The organism is Paenibacillus sp. LC231, assembly GCF_001860525.1.
Classification (GTDB): Bacteria; Bacillota; Bacilli; order Paenibacillales; family Paenibacillaceae; genus Paenibacillus_AQ.
On record NZ_JFOM01000020.1, the window covers coordinates 1 to 18,586 of the forward strand.

10 protein-coding genes, 1 rRNA gene and 1 riboswitch are annotated in these 18,586 nt (G+C 51.2%); all 11 genes read right to left on the reverse strand.

Annotated elements, in window-relative coordinates; genetic code table 11:
- Nucleotides 1-69: ribosomal RNA gene (locus tag AK95_RS15325) — 16S ribosomal RNA — on the reverse strand; the annotation flags it as partial.
- 539 nt (nucleotides 70-608) lie between these two features.
- Complete coding sequence (locus tag AK95_RS15330; RefSeq protein ID WP_071220837.1) at nucleotides 609-1,979, reverse strand: NCS2 family permease; 1,371 nt, start codon at nucleotides 1,977-1,979, stop codon at nucleotides 609-611.
- Between the two features lie 214 nt (nucleotides 1,980-2,193).
- Nucleotides 2,194-2,292: riboswitch (purine riboswitch) on the reverse strand.
- Nucleotides 2,293-2,638: 346 nt separating this feature from the next.
- On the reverse strand, nucleotides 2,639-3,577 hold the full coding sequence (locus AK95_RS15335; RefSeq protein WP_071220838.1) for an NADP-dependent oxidoreductase: 939 nt from the start codon (nucleotides 3,575-3,577) through the stop codon (nucleotides 2,639-2,641).
- Nucleotides 3,578-3,812: 235 nt separating this feature from the next.
- A complete protein-coding gene (gene guaA / locus AK95_RS15340) occupies nucleotides 3,813-5,351 on the reverse strand; it encodes a glutamine-hydrolyzing GMP synthase (protein WP_071220839.1) in 1,539 nt (512 codons plus the stop codon).
- A 78-nt stretch (nucleotides 5,352-5,429) separates the two neighbouring features.
- Nucleotides 5,430-7,754 carry a transglutaminase TgpA family protein gene (locus tag AK95_RS15345; RefSeq protein WP_071220840.1) on the reverse strand — a complete coding sequence of 775 codons (2,325 nt, stop codon included), beginning with the start codon at nucleotides 7,752-7,754 and terminating at the stop codon, nucleotides 5,430-5,432.
- Nucleotides 7,726-9,024, reverse strand: a complete 1,299-nt coding sequence (locus AK95_RS15350; protein ID WP_071220841.1) for a DUF58 domain-containing protein — start codon at nucleotides 9,022-9,024, stop codon at nucleotides 7,726-7,728. The genes AK95_RS15345 and AK95_RS15350 overlap by 29 nt, the downstream gene beginning before the upstream one ends.
- Entirely contained in the window at nucleotides 9,021-10,028 is a 1,008-nt protein-coding gene (locus tag AK95_RS15355) for an AAA family ATPase (protein WP_071220842.1), read from the reverse strand. Before AK95_RS15355 ends, AK95_RS15350 begins: the two co-directional genes overlap by 4 nt.
- A 277-nt stretch (nucleotides 10,029-10,305) precedes the next feature.
- Nucleotides 10,306-14,706, reverse strand: coding sequence for an endo-1,4-beta-xylanase (locus tag AK95_RS15360; protein WP_235613126.1), 4,401 nt, complete (start codon nucleotides 14,704-14,706; stop codon nucleotides 10,306-10,308).
- 57 nt (nucleotides 14,707-14,763) lie between these two features.
- Nucleotides 14,764-15,723: a carbohydrate ABC transporter permease gene (locus AK95_RS15365; RefSeq protein ID WP_007127858.1), complete on the reverse strand. Its 960-nt coding sequence runs from the start codon at nucleotides 15,721-15,723 to the stop codon at nucleotides 14,764-14,766.
- Nucleotides 15,723-16,682 carry an ABC transporter permease gene (locus AK95_RS15370; RefSeq protein WP_071220844.1) on the reverse strand — a complete coding sequence of 320 codons (960 nt, stop codon included), beginning with the start codon at nucleotides 16,680-16,682 and terminating at the stop codon, nucleotides 15,723-15,725. Before AK95_RS15370 ends, AK95_RS15365 begins: the two co-directional genes overlap by 1 nt.
- A gap of 86 nt (nucleotides 16,683-16,768) precedes the next feature.
- Nucleotides 16,769-18,472 carry an extracellular solute-binding protein gene (locus AK95_RS15375; RefSeq protein WP_071220845.1) on the reverse strand — a complete coding sequence of 568 codons (1,704 nt, stop codon included), beginning with the start codon at nucleotides 18,470-18,472 and terminating at the stop codon, nucleotides 16,769-16,771.
- Nucleotides 18,473-18,586: the final 114 nt, after the last annotated feature.

Sequence of the window (18,586 nt, forward strand, 5' to 3'; positions counted from 1 at the left end):
CCGCTCGACTTGCATGTATTAGGCACGCCGCCAGCGTTCGTCCTGAGCCAGGATCAAACTCTCCAATAAAGTGTTTGACTTGCTCATTTCTTAACTGACGAGAATTTGTTCAATTCTCTATTTCAACTCCCCACCAAAGTGGTTCGTTTTACTCACTCGTTGTTCAGTTTTCAAAGATCAACTTCTTCGTTTGTCGCCAACAGTTTATCTCGTTAGCAACTCTTATATCTTATCACATCCGCTCGTTCATTGCAAGCTTTTCTTGAATTTAATTTTTCAAATTCATTTCGGCTTGTTGTTCCAAGCGTTTGTTTCGACCGTATTTCTTGGCCGGAAATATAATATACCATGTGCAGATCAAGAATACAAGTCTTTTTCGAAAAGTTTTTTCATAGAATGCTCTCTATTAATATAATGCTCTTGATGACACGTCTACTCGGTGACAAAACCTTTCTATAGTAATATGACTAACTTAACCCTAGCTTCCCCAACATCCTGTTATTTTAGCAATTACCCATACCTGCATTGGCAGACATAAAAAGTGAAGGCTCCGGATAGATACCCGAAGCCTTCACTTATTTATTCATTTATATAGTAGTATTCCGAAACTACTCGGCACCGAGGAAAGCGTATCGGATCAGGATGATCACAAACAAGATCCACATCAGCCAATGCACCTTAGTATCTGTGCGTCCAATCAACTTGCCGAATACTGCAAGGATGACATAAGCAATGATACCAGCAGAGATGCCGTTAGCGATACCGCCAGTGAATGGCATCAGGATGATGGTCAAGAATGCCGGGAATGCCTGCATGAAATCATCCCACTCGATATCCCGAACCTGACTCATCATCAGCACACCGACAATTACGAGTGCCGGCGCGGTAGCAGCCGAAGGAACAACCAGAGCAATCGGAGCCAAGAACAATGCCAGTATAAAGAGTACGCCAGTAGTAACAGCGGTCAAGCCTGTACGTCCACCCTCGGCGACACCCGAAGTACTTTCTACGAAAGCTGTGATCGTACTTGTTCCAAGGAATGCGCCTGCGCTTACGCCGCCGGCATCCACGAGCATCGCTTTACCAAGCTTCTTCTCGCCTTCCTCTTTGTTCTTGAGGAGTCCCGCACGACCTGCGGTACCAACCAATGTACCGAACGTATCGAATAGTTCAACGAATGTAAAGATGAAAATAACTTCGATAAGACCAATGCCAAGCGCGCCCTTCAAGTCCATCTGTCCGACAGCCAGATTATCAAATGAAGGAATCCAGCTTGCAGTGCTTAGACCTGACAGATCGGTTACTCCCATCGGAATACCAATCAGCGTCGTGAGCACGATACCAATAAGCAGAGCGCCTTTCAGTTTCAGGACCATCAGGATGGCGATCAGGAACAGCCCGATGATCGCAAGCAGCGTATCCTTGTTCTCAACGAAATTCCCAAGGCCAAGATTGAAGGCACCGCCTGGTACCGGATGAGTAATATCCGTTCCCGGGTTAATGGAAGCCGTCACAATGTTGCCCAGCTTAAGACCTACGATGGTAATGAACAAGCCGATGCCGACGGTAATAGCAATCTTTAAGTTGTTCGGAACTGCAGTCAGCAGCATTTGGCGGACTTTGGTTACCGTGAGAATGATGAAGACAATACCCGAGATGAATACTGCACCGAGTGCGGCCTGCCAAGTAATCGCACCGTTCGAGCTTAATACCACCGTCATGAAATACGCGTTCAAACCCATACCTGGTGCCAACGCAACCGGAATGTTAACGAAGAAGCCCATGGCCATCGTCACGAGACCGGCACCTACTGCAGTAGCGAAAAATACGCCTTCCTGCGGAATACCTGCGCCATCAGGTCCCAGGAACAGATTGTTGACCAGCAGGATGTAAGCCATGGTCATAAAGGTCGTCAAGCCTGCGATAATCTCGGTTCTTACATTTGTTCCGTGTTCCTTTAGTTTAAAGAAACGCTCCATTGTAGAGATATCCCCCTTAAAATTAATGACCGGCAACATACAAAAAAGACCCTAAGGATAAATCCCCAGGGCCGTCGCTTGAAAAAAGAGCCGCAAAACAATCATTCGCATGCTGCAGGGCAGCATCCTTATCGAATAACCGGCTGCTGCTTAATGGAACGCTGCTCCATCTTGCTGGCCGATATCTCGAATGCTGGACGAGTCCGCATCATTATATTGCCGCTCTTCTTTTCGTAGCGAGATCATTACGGTGACCTGTAGAGACTCCCGGGCCCATTCCCGGGATTATACGAAAAAGCTCGTTATTTGTAGTTGTCATGTCAGTTTCTACACATATTCTAGGACGAGAAGCCCAACCTTGTCAATAACAAAAACGAATATTGCACCTGTCAATTTAAAGAAACGTTCGGGATTTGATATTCCACAACCTATTCATTCTAGGACAACCGAACTACATACGACAAAATACACCCCCGGAACAGGGGACAATGTGCACATAACCACTCAAATCCGCTCGCGAGGTACATTCGATTTCAATTTTCAAATCTTAGCTGTCCTTACGATCCCCACCTAGCCCTCTCATTTCACTCGATGACAGCAGACGCGATCGAAACCGGATGGTTTCCACACGCAGGATGAAACAGGGGTCACTGTGCTCCTTAGGAGAAACTTATAGCTATTTTACCGACAGCATGGTGGGTCTCACTTAATGCGTGGGCATCGGAGAGCCCTTTTTGCGAAAAAGGAAACGTAGCTCCAACTATGGATCTTACTTTTTTTTGCTCCAACAGGGCGGCTATTTCCTGAAGCTGCTGACCATTGGGATCCAGCCATATATTTTTAGCGGTTACGTCGTATTGTCTTACCAGCTCTTCATCAAAATCGCTCACAATGGATATGATTCGCCCGGTATGTTTCTTCAACACTTTAAAGCTGTTCTTCTGAACGTCACCGCCCATCGTATCGAACACGACATCCACATCCGATAAAACATCTTCAAAAGGGGTCGTCCGATAATCAATAATCTGGTCAGCTCCGAGTGAAGCCAGCAGCTCATGATTACGCTCACTGGCTGTCGTAATCACATAGGCGCCCGCTTGTTTGGCAAACTGGATTGCGAACATGCCAACGCCACCTGCGCCTGCGTGAATCAATACCTTCTCTCCATGGGTCAGTTCACCATGTGTAAACAGCGCCTGCCAAGCCGTCAGTCCTGCGAGCGGAACGGATGCGGCTTCCTCCCATGAGATAGCAGCAGGCTTACGCGCCAGCAGGTGATCATCCACCAAAGTATATTCGGCATATGTGCCAAAACGGGTCGTTTCCGGACGGGCAAAAACTTCGTCTCCCACCTTCCAATCCGTTACCTCGTCCCCAATTTCCGAAATCGTCCCAGCCACATCCCAACCCAAAATAATCGGAAACTCCCAATCCATCATTTGTTTTAAATAGCCCTCACGAAGCTTCCAGTCTATTGGATTTATCGAGGTGGCGGCCACCTTAACTAAGACCTGATGCGCTTGCGGTGAAGGGGTAGGCACTTCTCTTTCCTGTAGTTCTTCCTTGCCCCCATAACGATCAATGACGATAGCTTTCATTCTTTTTCCTCCTCACGGGTTTAGGTCTTGGTTCAACCTCCCTTAACGCTCGCACCTGACTTTTGCACCCTAACGTATTATTTATCTTAATTCACAAAAGATGCATGCAATAAAACCAATGACATTTACCCGTCCAGAGGAGAACGGTTTTGGTCGTACAAGCACACATAAAAAAACCTTCAATTCCACAGGTGTGGATTTGAAGGTTTTGGGGTTTAGTACAGCTGTATAAAAACTATTCCCACTCGATCGTTGCTGGCGGTTTGGAAGTCACGTCATACACGATACGGTTGACGTTCTCGACTTCGTTCACGATACGAACGGAGATTTTCTCCAGCACATCCCATGGGATACGTGCCCAGTCCGCTGTCATGCCGTCAATGGAGGTTACGGCACGGATGCCTACGGTGTAGGAATACGTACGTGCATCACCCATGACGCCGACACTCTTCATGTTCGGAAGCGCCGTGAAATACTGCCAGATCTCGCGATCCAATCCCGCTTTCGCGATCTCTTCACGCAGGATGTAGTCGGAATCACGAACGATTTGCAGCTTGTCCTCCGTTACTTCACCCAGTACGCGGATCGCAAGACCTGGGCCAGGGAAAGGCTGACGGTGAACGATCTCATCCGGTAAGCCCAGCTCCTCGCCGACTTTACGAACCTCATCCTTAAAGAGAGCTTTCAACGGCTCGATCAGCGTGAATTTCATGTCTTCTGGAAGCCCGCCGACATTGTGGTGGGATTTGATCGTATGCGCCGTGTCCGTACCGCTCTCCACGATATCGGTATACAGCGTGCCTTGAGCCAAGAATGCAAAATCATCAAACTTGCTGGACTCCTCATCGAATACGTAGATGAACTCGTTGCCGATGATTTTCCGTTTTTTCTCCGGATCGTCTACGCCTTTCAGCTTGGACATGAAACGTTCCTGAGCGTCAATCTTAACGACCTTCATATCAAACTTGCCGACGAAGGTTTCCATAACGCTCTCAGCTTCGCCCTTACGCAGCAGTCCATGATCGATGAACATGCATGTCAGCTGATCGCCGATTGCCTTGTGGATCAGCATGGCCACAACGGAGGAATCCACGCCGCCGCTCAGCGCGCACAGCACTTTTTGCTCGCCAACGACTTCACGGATTTCACGGACCTGGTCCTCGATAAAAGTCTCCATGCTCCAGTTGCCTTCGCATTCGCACACTTCATACAAGAAATTCTTGATCATTTCATTGCCGTGGACGGAGTGACGAACTTCCGGATGGAACTGCACGGCGTACAGCTTCTTATCCTCGTTACTCATTGCGGCGATCGGAGCGGATTCCGTTCCTGCATCCAGCTTAAAGCCGGAAGGCAGCGATACCACGTGATCACCATGACTCATCCATACCGTTTGTTTTTGCTCAATCCCTTTGACAAGCGTCGAGTTCGGAGCAAACTCCAATTCGGCTTTGCCGTATTCACGTTTCGAAGCACGTTCTACTTTTCCGTCCAGCTGTTGAGCCATCAGCTGCATGCCGTAGCAAATGCCGAAGATCGGCAGTCCCAGGTCATAAATGGCGGGGTCCACATGCGGTGCATTCTCGGAATACACGCTGGAAGGACCTCCTGAGAAAACAATGCCGCGCGGGGAAAGTTCTTTAATTTTCTGAGCGGACGTGTTGTATGGCAGAAGCTCACTATAAACGCCGAGATCGCGAATGCGTCGTGCTATAAGTTGGTTGTACTGTCCACCGAAGTCTAAAACGACGATGATTTCATTAGGCTTATTCATTACCGGGCCTCCCTTGATTAATGAAATTAATTATACGCAACCCTAATTCATACCGTCAAGAAAGAGGGGCTTTTGTTTTCATGCCAGTTTTTTGACAATTCGAATACATTGGCGTAAAAAGAGTACTTTTTCGGTACGGGACCACGGTTCGTCATCGTATGCCGCCCGCTCCCAGCGCTGCGCAAACTGCTCCAGCTCCGCCCTGAATTCGGCATCAGCAATCGACAAGGCATTGACGTATTGACGCATGGTCTGCCCTTTTTCCAAATCTCCAAACCTTCGCTGGAGCTTGTCCCAAACCCATACCGAGATCGATACGAGTCCCTCCCGCCCGCTTACCGCTATCGTTCTGGCCATCCTCAGAAAGGCCAAACTTTGGCGCACGGTCGGAATTTGATAAACAACCGCCACCAGGATGGGAAGAACCAATAGTAGCACGCCCCCAAACATCACAGGACCGATGGCGGTTATCAGAAAGAGTACTTTAACGGCTCCGTAAATCATGGAGTTCCACAGGCTGTTCCAGTACTTAAGCCCGGCAGAACCGGAATCACCAACCAGTGAAGGCGTGGACATCTGCTCGATGCTAAAGCCCGGGGTCGGATCGAACAGCACCCAGCCTTGTCCCGGAAAAAAAACCTCAACCCATGCATGCGCATTCTTTTGGGCTACCTCATAACGGTCAACCGTACCTGCCACCCGCTCACCCGGTGCAAATCCGGTCACGTAGCGTGCCGGGATGCCTTCGGATCGGAGCAGCACGGTCATCGTCGTAGCAAAATGAACGCAGTATCCTTCCTTCGTATCAAACAAAAAATAATCGGTAAAATCCCTGCCTTCCGGAGGCACGGACGTTTGCAGGGAATAGGTATAGTTCTGCTCCAAATAGGATTCGATAGCTTTCACCTTTTCATACCTGTTCTCAGCGTCCCATGTGATCTCCCTTGCTAAATCGCTCACCCTGAGGGGCAGTTGCTCGGGAAGCTGCAGATACATTTCCTTCATATATTCGGGATCGTTGTTAGTCGCACTGCGAAGCGATTGCTCCTCAGGCTGACTATATAAAGTTTCTATGGTATAACCGGATACCGCCCTTTCGCCCTGCAAGGATACCGTTTCGGACAGCCTGTCAACGGCGAGCCTCGGTGTACCTCTCTCTTTGGAGAAATGGATCTCCTTTACGCTGGTAATAATGCCTCCTGACAGCACGGACTGGATCGGAGTATCTTGTTCAAAAGTCAGTGTCTGAACAAGCTTGTCCCCGAAAGGACGCTCCCAATAGGGCAGGATGCCGCTCAGGTCCTCGGACAGCTTCACGGGCTTGCGGATTGAAGGATCCGCCTCCCACTTCCGTCCATCATACCGATTATACGTGTCTCCTCGCCAATAAGTCGGTTCAGGCGACTGCGCGGTAAAATACAACGCATCACTCAGCGTTAACGGACCTCCCAAATCTTTTCCTTGGGAAGCATATCCGGCAACTTGGGAGGCAGGAATCGACGGTTCCCTGTTTCCCCAGACAAGGTCTCCCCATCCCGTCAGACGTGCCGCCATTTCGGACACCGTTAATCCCACACCGGCCGACGGCTCGCTAATAGCTCCTCCCACTCGGGTAATACCGGCGATCAGACCGGAAGCAAGCAGCACAACCAGACTCCAGCGAAGCACAGGCAGCCCGGACAAGCGGCCGGATCGAACAGGCTCAGGGATGTCCAATTCAAAAGAGGTTCCCTCCACAGTTTCCTGCTTCAGCTTTAGGATCAACATCATGCCCTGGGCCAGCAAAATGTACAGCACCGCACGCAGCATATCGCCATAGATGCTTTCTTCCATGGCCGATTCCAGCACCGCCAAATAAACCAGCGTCGAGCCGCCAAACAGCCACACGGTTCGGCGATACAAAGCCAGCATATGGACCGCGGATACCATGATTGCCCAGCCGACAAGCAGGATGATCGTTCTCGTCTCCTGGCTTAAGGCAGTAAACTCCCACGCATTTCCGAATGCCGAAACGTCACCCGGAAGTGTCTCCGAAGCATAATCGGACAGCCATGCCAGCGGATGGTTATATTCAAACAACCGGGCACACAGCCAGACCACCAGAACGGCGTTCAGCGGCAGCCATACCCAGCCCCGCAGCGTAAACAATCCTTGGAGCAGCAAGAATAAAGCCCAGATGAATAAGGTTTGCAGCATAAGATGGCTGCCCATGTCACCTGCATCCCGAAGCGGCAATAGCCACTCTGACAGCAGTCCCATAACCGGCAGCGTAATCAATATACGATGAAGAAGTGTTCCGTGCGTCAATCGGGAGACGAAAATAGAGGGTACATTCCAGGCTCCGGATATTCCGGCCTTACGATGGCCTCCATCCCTAACGGGCGAGCTTCCCGGTCCGCTCATGGTCGGCACCTCCTATCTTCATTGGCTTCCTCTCTGTCCACTTTTCATGCAAGTAAACCAGCCTTCCGCCTTTGTTGAAAAACTCCCGTGCCCACTCAGGCAACGCCTGATTCTCTAATGGACTCACCTCTAAGCCTGAGTTGCCAGCCGATTTCAAACGCGTTACACTTTGCGTACAGAAGATGGTAACCTTTCTGCTGCCCTCATTCAGCAGGTGGATTGCTACGACAGCCGCTCCCTCATGAAAAACGCCCGTAATAATCACCCAATCCTTATTCTTTTGCGAGGGAGAAAGAGACTTCTCGAAGCTTCGGTCCCTTACAGGACCGTTCCCGGTTAGCTGAACGGAGGCAAACGGAACTAACGTGTCCTGCTGCCCCTTGAACACGTCCTTGTATTCGTTTCGCCGATCCTCTATCCCAGCCCCATCGATATATAGTTGATAGGGAACTTTGTAGCGGATGAGCCGGGATACAAATCCTGCTGCCGCAGATACCGCGTCTTCAAATGCATCCTCCGGTTTCAAGGCGCCAAGACCTGCATACCCTTGGAGCGATGTATCCAGCACAACCCCCTGCCTTGATCCATACCCCTCATGCGGCATGAAGGATTGCAGGCGTCCCAGCTTCGCGGAATTCTTCCAATGAATCCGGTTCATGGGATCACCGGGAACATAGTCGCGCACGCCCGATCCTCTCATTTCATTCCAAACATGGAAGCGTACCCGTTCATCTTCGAAGTCCATATCGCTTCCATGCATGGGCACTTGGGCCTCCGGCCACTCGGCGGGTCTTGGCAGCACAATTATACCGCCAGTATCGCTTTGCACGCTCCGGCTTGTTCTGAACCAGCCGAACATATCGCCCCATTCCACCTCGCTATCGATCGAAGACCAGACTCCGCGGGGAACCTGGTTCAGTCTGTAGGTATACTCGAACCTTCGCTTCATGGCGGGGAACAGCAGCTTACGGTATTCCCTGATGCCGATCCGGTCGGTTATGATAAGCCACGGCACGGGCAGAAGAGAACGATAGGTTACTTGAACCGTCATCTGAGCAGAATCTCCCGCCTGTATGCATGAAGGGGAGCTTGTATGCGAAATGGTGATTCGTGTTGGGCCCAGCAAACTCGTCAAAGCTCCGCCAAGCAATAGAATGGTGCTTGCCCACCATACAAGACGCAGCGATTCACCGCCTAACCAAACATAAAGACCCAAAGAAACGGACCAGATGGCCACTCCTCTCGACCATTCCAGCAGACGGCGTTTCATGACGGATTCCCCTTCCGGCTTCGCTGGCGCGGCAGATCAAACCTCGTAATGATGGACTCCACCATTTCATAAGGAGTTATGCCGGCAGCGCGTGCCTCATGAGACAGATGAAGCCGGTGGGTGAGGACAGGAACGGCAACACGCAGGCAGTCATCAGGGATGACATACATTCGTCCTGTCAAAAAGGCGGCCGCCTGTGAAGCGCGGAGCCACGCCAATGTCCCTCTCGGACTAATCCCTAAGGACACACCTTGCTGTTTTCGGGATGCATCGGCCACACTGACCATGTAACGTTTTATGGTGTCATCCACAAATACGCGGGAAACCATCTGCTGCATTCGTATGAGTTCGGATCCCATCATGAGGGGCTTCAGATCGTCCAGTCTGGAACTGCCCATCCCCCGCTCCAGCAGCTCCAATTCACCTTCCATATTGGGATATCCCAGCGATAATCTCATCAAAAAGCGGTCCAACTGCGCCTCCGGCAGGCGGCTTGTGCCTTCATATTCGTACGGATTTTGCGTTGCCAGCAGGAAGAACGGGGCAGGCAGCGGATACGTATGGCCGTCCACGGTGACGCGCCCCTCTTCCATCGCCTCCAGCAGCGCGGATTGCGCCCGCGGTGATGCCCGGTTGATCTCATCGGCCAACACAATATTGGACATCACGGGTCCTGGCCTGAATACGAATTCTCCCGTATGCGGATAATAGACCGACGCCCCTGTAATATCCCCTGGCATCAAGTCATACGTAAACTGAATGCGGCTGAAATCGCAGCCAATTAACGAGGCCACCGACTTCACCAGCATGGTCTTCCCGACTCCCGGCACATCCTCCAGCAGCACATGTCCTCCGGCCAGCAAGGCAATCATCGTTAACGAGATTTGCTCCTCATGTCCGACAATGACACTCCCGATCCGTTTGGTAACCCTCCCCAGAAGCTCGGGTGCCCACTCCGGGTGGTTCGCTTCTTCAGCATGAACGGATGAACTAAACAAGAACATCAACCCCCAACCTATATTCATAGATTATTAGATAGCGGTAACTTGGAATCTTGAATCTATGAATAGGTTTTCCAAGAAAGCAAGAAGATAGACGTCATTTACTAGAAAAGCATTGGCCTGTCCTGCATGATTTATAGCGTACGGTCCGCCTGGCCTAATCCGGCATCTACACAGAAAAGGCCAGCCCGTTACTCACGGCTGGCCTCCAAACTCATTCATAATTTTCATTCAGGCTTTCAATGTGCAAGTCCGATCATCGTATTAACGTTTCACAGCCTTAATCATTCCAATTCCAGATCCGGTCAAGGATCACAGCGGCCTGAGCACGCGTAAAATATGCCTTCGGCGCGATTTTGCCGTTCATTCCGTTCACGATGCCCGAACCTGCAAGCGCTGCTGCACTCGATTTAGCATACTCGGCGACCTGATCCCCATCAGCAAAAGAATCCAGTGACCTCTGTCCTTCCAGCTTCTTGCCGGCTGCCTCCAGAGCACGCTGCGTCGTTACCATCATGTCCTGGCGTTTCATTGGCGTGTCCGGCAAGAAACGGTTTCCTCCGACACCTTGAACGAGCCCAAGCTCTGCGGCGATCTGCACGTCTTCGTAATAATATGCCGAAGGCAAAACATCTCCGAACGCTGCCCGGCCTTCGACCGAGCCTTCCAGCTCCAACGCGCGTACGAGCATAACGAGGAATTCGGCTCGAGTAATCGGTTTCAACGGATTGAAACTTGTTTCGGTCTCACCTTGAATGATCCCGCGAGATGCCATCGTTTCGATTGCATCGATCGCCCACGGCACATGCTTCAGGTCATGAAACGTCTTGAATGCGGAAACGACTGCAAACGTGCCGCCATGCGGCAGCGCAGCACGAACGATCCCATCTGCGGAGTTATACCGGCTGCTGGAAAGCGGAACCCCGCGCCCGTTAGAGTCGATATGCCAAACCATGATATGATTCGGCCGTGCAAGCTCTTCCTCGGTGGGGAAATAAGGCATCGACCAGATGAGACGATGCTTGCCCTGTTTCCAGGACAAAGCCCGCTCGCCAGCAAGAACCTCTGCCCTGAACACCGGACGATCGCCGATCTCCTCGCGAAGGGCCGCATCCAGATTGCCGCTCGACGATTTCTCCAGACGCAGCGTTACGGTTTCCGTATCCGTTACACCGGTCCCCTGAATCAACACGCTTGGCATTTCCAGCGTACCGAACTCCGTTTGGACTAGGAGAACTGCCTGCGGATTCTCCAGCAGCCACTTACCCGGCAGCAGAATGTCAAAGGACTGGGCTCCTTTCTGCGCCGGAACGTTAACAAGCACCCGCTTCGTTCCGGTAGTTCCAGCCACTGCCTTTTCCATTGCCTGCTGAAGCACTCGGCTCGAGACTCCAACTATAATCCGCCCGTCATGGTTCCGGATTTCGAGTGAAGACGTACTTGGTGCTGGACTCGGACTGCTTCCGCCACCGCCCGCACTATGTTCTCCGCCGTCTCCATTTCCTCCGCCGGGAGCGGAGCTCTTCGTAAATTCCAGCACGCCGAATCGGGTCGTGTTCTGATAGGATTGGCCGGTCGGATCCGACCATATGGCCACACTGTCTCTTGTACCTTGGCCTTCTTCATCGTTGTTCACCTGAAAATCGAACCCGATCACCGTCCCTTTCTCAGGTTTGATCTTATCCAGGCGGATCGCTGCTTCAACGACATATCCGCCCTCGGTAACCTTCGCAGCGGAAACGAAATTATCCTCGCCCGCATGACCGCCGAAGGAACGCGCATTGATGAAGTTCATCCGGTACTGTCCATCATCTTCCTGGTAAACATCCGTCTTTCCATTATTCTGATCCACAAAAATCTCTACCGAATCCTGCTCCCATACGTTGGGACTCGCATCCGATAACAAGCTGTCGCTAATAATGGCATAAACGTACAGGTGATTCTCATCCCATAGCGTCCGGAATGTAGCGGTCGCGCCGCTGTTTCCCTCGACCCACACGTCGGTTGCCAGTTCCCCGGCATCCTTCCAGATGCCGTCGAGTTCGCCGTCTACCGTTGGGGTGCCATAGCCGGACTGGGCCGATTTCGGCGCAGCAGTGAGCGTTAGAATGCCGAGTCCCTCCTGATCGCTGTCCTGGGCATGCCTTGGATCGCTCCAGGACACCACCGCTCCGTTCTTGCCATGCTCGGAGCCATCATCCGAACCGGAATCCGTTACTCGGACATCGAAATAAATCTCGCCGCCCAGCGCTCCTGCTCCGTTTAACTGGAGGAGGGCTTCCCCTGCGTAACCTGCAGCGGTCTCGACCGTATTGGCGGCTCCACGCTGAATCTCGGCTTTTTGCACAGCACCGTTCACTACAGCGAATATTTCGGCCTGATCTCCGGGAGATATCGAGCCGTCCGACACGTCAACCTTGACGTAGACATGGTCCCTGTCCCATAGCGTCTTAAATTCGGCAGATATCGAGCCAAGCTGCTCCGTCTTAAATGACGGAACCAGATTCCAGGCGAAATCCGGCTGTCCGTCAATAACCGCCTTCCCCTCCACGGCCGTTCCGGTCTTTCTCACTATCGTTAGCCTGGAAGGATCGACCATCCCCCAATAGGCTGGCTTGGCCTGATACTGCTTGTCAAAAGGAAACGGGGCATCCTGTCGTCCCGTACCCGCGGGACGGTCATGCAGCCAGGTATGGTCGTCCGCGATCCCCCAAAGGGTGACATTACTGATCCAGCCCCCTTCCACACCTGCATCGGCGCCCATTTGATCCAGCCGCTTCAATTCTTCAAACAGCTCTTTGTACCGATAGCCTTGCTTGTCGAGCAATTCCTGGGGAACGGTCTGGTAGGTGTCGGTATTGTTCGTGTACACCGAAACGTCCAGCTCGGTAAGCTGATTATCAAAGCCGGCCTCGCCGAACATCCGGATGGAATCCGAGATTTGCTGGATGGACGGCCCACTGATATTGATGTGCGTTTGATGGCCCACGCCATCGATCGGAACGCCTTCCGCCTTCAGCTGTTTTACAAGATTCAGCAGATAATCGCGTTTCTTCGGGTTGTGCGTGCTGTAATCGTTGATGTAGAGCTTGGCCTCGGGGCCGGCAGCGTCACGCGCCGCATGAAAGGCGGTCCGGATATAGTCGAGTCCCGTTATCCGGTACCACTGGCTGTCCCGCATGCCGTCCGGACGCCCTTCGTCAATGACCTCATTCACGACGTCCCAATCGCGGGCATCTCCCTTGTAGCGGCCGGCCACATCATGGATATAAGCTTCCAGTCTCTGAAGGACGAGCGCTTTATTCTCCGGCGTGGCTTCGAGATATTGGCCCTGATCATCCTTCAGCATCCATTCGGCGCCTTGCTGATGCCACAGCAGCGTATGGAACCGGAGGTTCATGCCATGATCCCTGGCATAATCCCTGATGAGATCCGCGTTGGTAAAGTTATAGGTTCCCTCTCTCGGACTGAGAGATTCCGGCTTCATCACGTTCTCGGCAACAAGCGAGTTGTAATGGTAATCCAGAAGCTCCTTGTGCACGCCGGACAGATGCTTGGGCTCCACGGCTGCCCCAATCTCGAAATAATCCGCATACACATCCTTCAGCGCGGGAATATCCGTCTGAATCGAGCCCGGCAGTGCGAGCTTAATGTCATCGATATAGAAATTGGAAAGATCCGAGGTTTCCATATACAGCTTCAATGTTTCCATATCCGAAGTGAAGCCAAAGGTTCCTTTCAGCTCCACCCACTCCGTGCCGCTCGCGGAGGCTGAGGCAACGGTTGTATAGGACGTTTCTGCTGCGCCCGCTGCTTTGTTCTCCATCGAAAGGGATATTTTGACCGGAGCGGCAGGTGCCTGCTCAAGCCTCGCATAGGCTGAGATCGTATACGTTTTTTGGCTCACCATGATGTCTTTAACGTCTTGGCAGGGTCCGTTCCAACTGTTCGCCCGCTCATGGACCTTTAAGCCGTAGCCGCCGCTATGGGCTGCTTCTGGGACAGCTTCTACGGTCTCCGAATCGCGTGGTCCCCAATCCATCGTCGTTCCGTCTTCAAAATCCCATACGACCGTATGCTCTCCCGGCGTCCCACCGCCCGGGTCCGTTGCCGGCTCAATCAGCCGGACTTTGAATTCGTCCATATAATAAGCGGCGTCCGGACTGCTCGGGCTCTGCAAATACACCTGCAGGGCCGAAGCATTAGCATCGTATTTATAATGGCCCTTCACCTCTACCCACCCGTCGGCGGTTGCATCGACCGGACTGCTGAAGTTCACGTATTCCGGCTCGGCTCCGGTTTGCTGCATGGCAAGCTGAAGCTGCTGAGTCCCTTGGGTGCCCTCCTTCAAATGGACATATGCGGAAATTTCATAGGTAGCTCCCTTGTCCAGCCGATTCGTAGCGGATAGATCAAACCCCGGCCCGTTCCAGTTCGCCGTTCTTCCCTCCGTCAGCAGGCTCCCTGTCCCTTCATAGGCATAAGTAGCGGAAGTCACCGTCTCCGTCCCCCGCTTAAACCACCCTTCCGTCCCGCCATCAAAATGATGGTGAATCACAAGATTCTGATCAGCGGGCGTATGGGTCGGTTCAACTGCCGCCGCACTCCAGCTGGGCGGAATGAGCAGCATGAACGCGATCAGCATCAGGCTGATCCTCCTAATGATTGTTCTCTTAGACACGGAATGCTTGCCTCCTCATTGGTTGCATTTATGGTCTGTCATATAGCGAAACCTGGATTATTCCTTGACGCTGCCCACGTTCAATCCGACTACGAAATATTTCTGCATGAACGGATAAACCAGCAGAATCGGAACCGATGCCACGACCGTTACGGCAGCGCGAATCGAAATCGGCGTTACCATGTTCACCGCAGCGTCCTGCGTCATCCCGGCTCCTGCAGCCACTGCCGGGTTGCTGTTCGCGTTCATACTGGATGACAGCAGCTTCATCAGCTCATACTGCAAAGTGCTCAGCTCTTGGCGGGAGGAGGTATAGATGAATGCATCGAACCAGGAGTTCCAAGCCCCCACGGCCACGAACAGCGCAATGGTTGCCAGCACCGGCTTACACAGCGGGAAGATGATCCGGATGAAGATTTTAAAATCTCCGGCTCCGTCAATTCTTGCCGATTCGACCAAGCTTTCCGGAATCGTTCCGATATACGTCCGGATAACGATCATATTGAATGCGCTGATCATCGACGGGATCACATATACCCAGAACGAATTCAGCAGGTGCAAGTCCTTCATCAGAAAATATCCAGGAATCAAGCCTGCGTTAAAGTACATCGTCAGAATAAAGATCAATGTAATCGGCTTGCGGAATACATATTCCCGACGGCTCAGCGTATACGCCAGCATCGTGGTCAAGACCAGATTCAGCAGCGTTGAAAGCACCGTTCGTGCCACGGAAATCCAGAACGCGTCATATATCGTTCCCGAAGCAAATACCGCCTTGTAGTTCTGCCAGGTAAATTCCCTCGGCCAGAGATAGATTCCGCCCCGGATCGTATCATTCCCCGCATTCAGGGAAACGACGATCGTGTTCAGAAACGGATATAATGTGACAACGACAAGACCAATCATAAACAAGGTATTGAATGTATTAAAAAGGATCGGCTCTACTCTTTTTTTTCTGACGGATTTAGGCGCTGCGGCAGCAGTTGCTGGCCCAGGGCTGATTGTTTGATTTGCCATTATAGCAGCCTCTCTTCCCCTAGCCGTTTCGCGACTCCGTTTGCAATCAATAACAGCGTCACACTAACGACCGTTTTAAATATACCGGCAGCCGTTGCTAATGAGTAATTGCCTTGGGCAAGCCCGTACTTCAGCACGAAAATGTCAACCGTTTGCGACCAGTCGACAACAAGACCGTTGCCCAGCAAGTATTGAACCTCGAAGCCTGCTTCCAGAATGTGACCGACCTGCATGATCAACAGAATAATGATCGTTGGCTTAATGCCCGGCAAAGTAACATGGAACATTTTCCGATAGCGGCTTGCCCCGTCCATATCGGCAGCCTCATAAAGCGCCGGGTCGATGGATGCCATCGCAGCCAAATATATAATCGTATTCCAGCCGACTTCTTTCCAAACATGCGACGCTCCGACGATTCCCCAGAAGTATTTGCCTTCACTGAGCCATTGGATCGGCTCCTTGATGAGATGCAGCTTCATAAGGACATCATTGATGATTCCGTCCGAAGCCAAGCTCGTCGCCACAATCCCGGTTACGATGATCCAGGATAGAAAGTGCGGAAGATAGGAGATCGTCTGTACGGTTCTTTTCCAAAATACTTTTCGGATTTCATTCAGTAACAATGCAAGGATAATTGCAGTCGTAAAGCCGAGAATCATATTGATAACACTCATTGCGAGCGTATTGCGAAGCACTTGCAGGAAACTTTCATCCTTAAAAAGAAATTCAAAATGTTTAAATCCTACCCACGTCTGTTCACTAAAGTCTCTAGCCGGCTTGTAGTCCTGGAAAGCCATGGTCCATCCCCAAATAGGAACGTAGGCAAACAAGATGATGTAAGCCATCAGAGGCACCGACATATAGATCAACTGTCTCTGTTCTTTGAGTACGGCCCAGGTGATTTTCTTGTTTGTCTTAGGCTTCCGGACGGCAGAGTCTTTGACAAAGGTCTCTTCCATAAGTTTGTTCTCCCCAAAACCCCATATTTCGTAAACAAGGAAGGCATGAAGCCTTCCCGTTTCCGATTCATGTACCTTCCGTTGCCTTACTTAACAGACCAAGTGTCTCTTCTCCATTGCAGCACTTCATTAATCCGATCTTCATAAGCCTTGATGTTGAGCTTGCGGATATCAGTGACGTACTCATCCCAGACGCTGTCGAATTCTTCCGGTTTAGCAAGAATGGCTTTTGGTAAGTACTTCGTGGACAACTCATTTTGCTTCGTATTCACGATTTTCGCTTCAGATCCGTCTACCAGGTCGACCGACCATGCCGGGTAAGCGATGTCGTTCTCGGGAGCCGGACTGAAGAAGTCGACATAGCTGTTGAATCCATATTGGGCGAGGAAGTTCTTGTCATACTCTTTCATGCCTGCCAGAATTTCTTCAGGCTGGGCAGCCGCATCTGTAGCGTTGCCGTCCGAGAATAAACCTTCCATTTTTGGGGCTTGGCCGTAGAAGGAATCGGCTTTATTCGCGAGCTTCCAGGTTGCATCGGTAAACTGATCGCGCTGCTCTTGCGTTTTCATGAATCGGCCATCTTTGACGATGTAATCTTCCCCTTCGATCCCCCAGGCCAAGATTTTTTGCCAATCTTCTTGAATCAGCGTATCCAATAGTTTAATAATTCTGATAGCCTGCTCTTCGGATGCATTGACCGTAATCCCGAATCCGTTATTGAGGTTTAGAGCCGGACGATCTTTGTAATGATCCCGGATGCCTTCATCAAATACAAGCGGAAGACCAACATATGTTCTTTCATCTTTCTTCTGGGTAATCAGCGCGTTTTCTGCGCTTTGGAAGTTCCAGTGCTGGTCAAACATACCAAGAACTGCGCCGCTGGAGATTTTCGCCATATACTGGTCGAAGTTTTGAGTGAACGTTTCTTTGTCGATGATGCCCAGGGTATTCATCTCGTTCAGCTTTTTATAATAGCGTTTGGCATAGTCCTTATCGGCAAAAATTTCCGCCTTGCCATCTTTAACGACCACACCGCCATCGTTCGGATGACCGATCAAATGCTGAGGAGCATTGAACAGCCCCCAGTTTTTCCAGTCATAGTTCAGAATTTCAAAGCCGATCGTCGGCGTACCGTCGATGGTCGGATGCTTTTCCTTGTATTGTTTAATCAAGTCAAAATATTGATCCAAGGTTTTAACCTCTGGATATCCCGCCTCTGCCAACACGTCCTTCTGAATCCAGAAAGCCGGGCCCGAATACCAAGACGAGCTAACGTCCGCATTCGTTACACCGTAGTTTGGAAGATTGTAAATATGACCGTCATTCGGGTCTTTCATCATGTTCCAGTACTTCTCATAATGCTTCTTCAAGTTTGGCGCATGTTCTTCAATCAAATCCTCGAGCGGGATAAAGGCACCGGCAGCTGTCAGCTTTTGATTCGCTGTCATCATGTCCGGATAATCGCCGCCTGCAATCATAACGCCGAGCTTCTGGTCAATATCGCCTGCCAGGAACTCGAATTTGAAGGATGCTCCTGTCTTTTCCCTGATTAATTTATAAATCTTGTTGTCAGGTGTTGGTTGCTGGTCGGGCTGACCGATAAAAACACTCACCTCAAATGGTTCGATCTTATCCCCGTCCGTCCCGGGTGTTGTTTGTTCTGCGGAGTCCTTTGCTTCCGGCTGGGCCCCGCTATTCCCGTTTCCGCCCCCGCAGCCCGTAAGGACGATGCAAAGCGACAACAGCAACACCGTGCTGAGCCGAAGCCATGATTTTGTCTTACCCCCCATAAAAGCACCTCCGTCATAATGTGGTTACACCGTTGGTCGATACGCCTCTTCATGTAACCTTCCTTTATTGTAAAAGCGCTTTCAAAGACGGACTATACTATAATTAAAGCATTA